This window comes from Micromonospora sp. NPDC047753, from assembly GCF_040642735.1.
Classification (GTDB): Bacteria; Actinomycetota; Actinomycetes; order Mycobacteriales; family Micromonosporaceae; genus Micromonospora.
The window spans coordinates 1-2260 of record NZ_JBEYSL010000754.1; the positions used below are offsets into that span (position 1 = coordinate 1).

Genomic DNA, 2260 nt, shown 5'->3' on the forward strand with positions numbered 1-2260 from the left:
CGGCGCGACGCTCACCGAGATGTCGGTCAGGATCTGGCGACCGCTCCGGACGCTCTGGCCCAGCCCCTGAGCGGCGATGCCGACACCGGCACGTGGGGGAGACGTGGTCTGCTCGGTCGTCATGTCGAGTGCTCGATCCGGTCGGGAGTGGTCCGCCTGAAAATCGTGCCTCGTCGATGTTACTGAGCGGCCGCGCAGTGCGCCCGGAGTGGACGGTCAGCGACAGTTGTCCGTTCAGCCGGTGGTGGTCCGTGCCTGTGCCGGCACCTGGAGGAGGTCGAGGCAGTTGCGCCACAACGTTTCCAGCTGGGTCGGATCGTTGAGCAGCTTCGCGAGCAGGACCCGCCCCTCGATCTGCGCGACTATCGATCGGGCGGCCTCCCGGCTGTCGACCGACGGGCCCGCCAGGCCGCGCTCCTTGGCCTCGGCGACGACCTGCTCGATGAGGCCGATCTGCTCCTGCACGTCGACGGCGGGCAGAACACAGGTCACTGATGCCACCACCGAGCAGGGTGGGTCACGGGCGCAGTCATCGAGCCCGAGCGGATGCGTTCGACGGGCTGAGGCGGTGAGGTGTCTCGGCGGCGCCGCCGGTGCCTCGGCCGGCTCGGCTAGGCGGCGGGTACCGCGGCGAAGAACCGCCGCAGCGCGTCGGCGACCAGGGTGGGTGCCGTCATGGTCACGAAGTGCGACTGACCCGGCCAGACGACGTAACGGGCCGCCGGAATCGCCCGCGCGAGGGCGTTCATGGTGGTGGGCATCGGCTCCCAGGTGTCCGCGCCGGCCAGCAGGAGAGTCGGCACGGCGATCGAGGACCACCGGGTGATGTCGGTGCTGTCCTGCGCGAGCGCCTCCAGATCGTGCAGCCAGCCGACCGCGGAGCGGCGCGCCTCGACCGGGTCGGGCACCCGATCTTCCGCGCCGGCGGCCATCGCGGCGACGATCTCGGCCGGAACCCGCGTCACATCGTTCAGGGCCGCTGCCATCGCGGCGGCGTCGTCGCGCTCGAAGGCGGCACGGTACCGGTCGAGCAGCGGCACGACCTGCGCTCCGGCCGCGAAGAGCGGCGGCTCGAAGATCGCCAGGGAGCGTACGTCGCGCGGATCGACCAAGGTGGTGTGCAACGCCAGGGTCGCTCCGTAGGACGCGCCGACGAAATGGACCGGTCGGCCCGAGGATCGCCGGGCGGCCTCGATGACGGCGAGCAGGTCGGCGGTCTCGTCCCGGAAGGACTTGGTGCCGGCCGGGACGTCGCTGGGACCGTATCCGCGCCGGGCCGGCAGCCACACCTCGTGGTCCTGGGTCAGGTGCTCCGCGACGGTGGCCCAGGAGTGCAGCCCGCCACCCGAGCCGTGCACCAGGACGACGGGGTCTCCGACGCCCAGTCGTCGTACCACCAGGTGGGTTCCGTCGGCCGACTCGACCGACTGATCGCGGCTGCTCACTGCTGCTCCTGTTTCTGGGTCGGCCAGTTGCTCAACGTGGTGTGCACCGCGTCGAGGATCGACTGCCACGACGCGTCGACAGCGCGGGGATGCCCGAAACCGTCGACCGTTTCGAGGCTCACGAAGCCGTGGAAGGTGCTGCGGACGAATCGGATGGCGTCGGTCAGGGCCGGCTCGTCGAGCCCGTACCCGCGCAGCATCGCGTAACTCAGCTCGATCAGACGTAGGTGCCCGGCCGACCGGGTGCCGACCTCGGGCGGCAGTTGGAGCTGGGTCGCCGCGTACTGCCCCGGATGGGTGACGGCGAACGCGCGCCAGGCGTCGGCGAATCCGACCAGGGCCTGGCGGCCCGCCCGCCCCGCCACCGCGATCGCCAGCGCGTCGGCGAAGGTGGCCGCCGCCCGGACCGCGACGTGCTCGATCAACGCGTCCCGGCTGCGGACGTGCACGTACAGGGCCGCGTCCGAGACGCCGAAGTGCCGGGCGACGGCGGCGACGGTCAACCGGGACAGGCCGACCGAATCCGCCAGTTCGGCGGCGGCGGCCGAGACGCGCGCGTTGGTCAGACCCTGCCGTGGCATACCGGACCTTTGCTTCGCTAGGAAATAACTTAGGGCCCCTAAGATAGCACCGCGGTCGGCTGCTGGGTCGGGCAGGCATGAACTGCCCAGTCGGGGGAAGACCGGCCGTTCCACCGCCGAACAGGAGAGCCGGGATGAGAGCCGTCGTCTACACGGACGTCCGGACGGTCGCGGTGCGGGAGGTGCCCGACGCGACGCTGGAGGCGGAGACCGACGCGCTCGTCCGGATCACCT

At 71.2% G+C, this 2260-nt stretch carries 3 protein-coding genes; all 3 read right to left on the reverse strand.

Annotation, left to right across the window (positions count from 1 at the left end):
- Nucleotides 1–234 precede the first annotated feature (234 nt).
- Nucleotides 235–492: a hypothetical protein gene (locus ABZ749_RS34135; protein WP_357235295.1), complete on the reverse strand. Its 258-nt coding sequence runs from the start codon at nt 490–492 to the stop codon at nt 235–237.
- Between the two features lie 119 nt (nt 493–611).
- Nucleotides 612–1445, reverse strand: a complete 834-nt coding sequence (locus tag ABZ749_RS34140; RefSeq protein WP_357235297.1) for an alpha/beta fold hydrolase — start codon at nt 1443–1445, stop codon at nt 612–614.
- Nucleotides 1442–2026 (reverse strand): TetR/AcrR family transcriptional regulator, encoded by a 585-nt coding sequence (locus tag ABZ749_RS34145; protein ID WP_355006849.1) that lies wholly within the window; start codon nt 2024–2026, stop codon nt 1442–1444. Before ABZ749_RS34145 ends, ABZ749_RS34140 begins: the two co-directional genes overlap by 4 nt.
- Between the last annotated feature and the right edge of the window lie 234 nt (nt 2027–2260).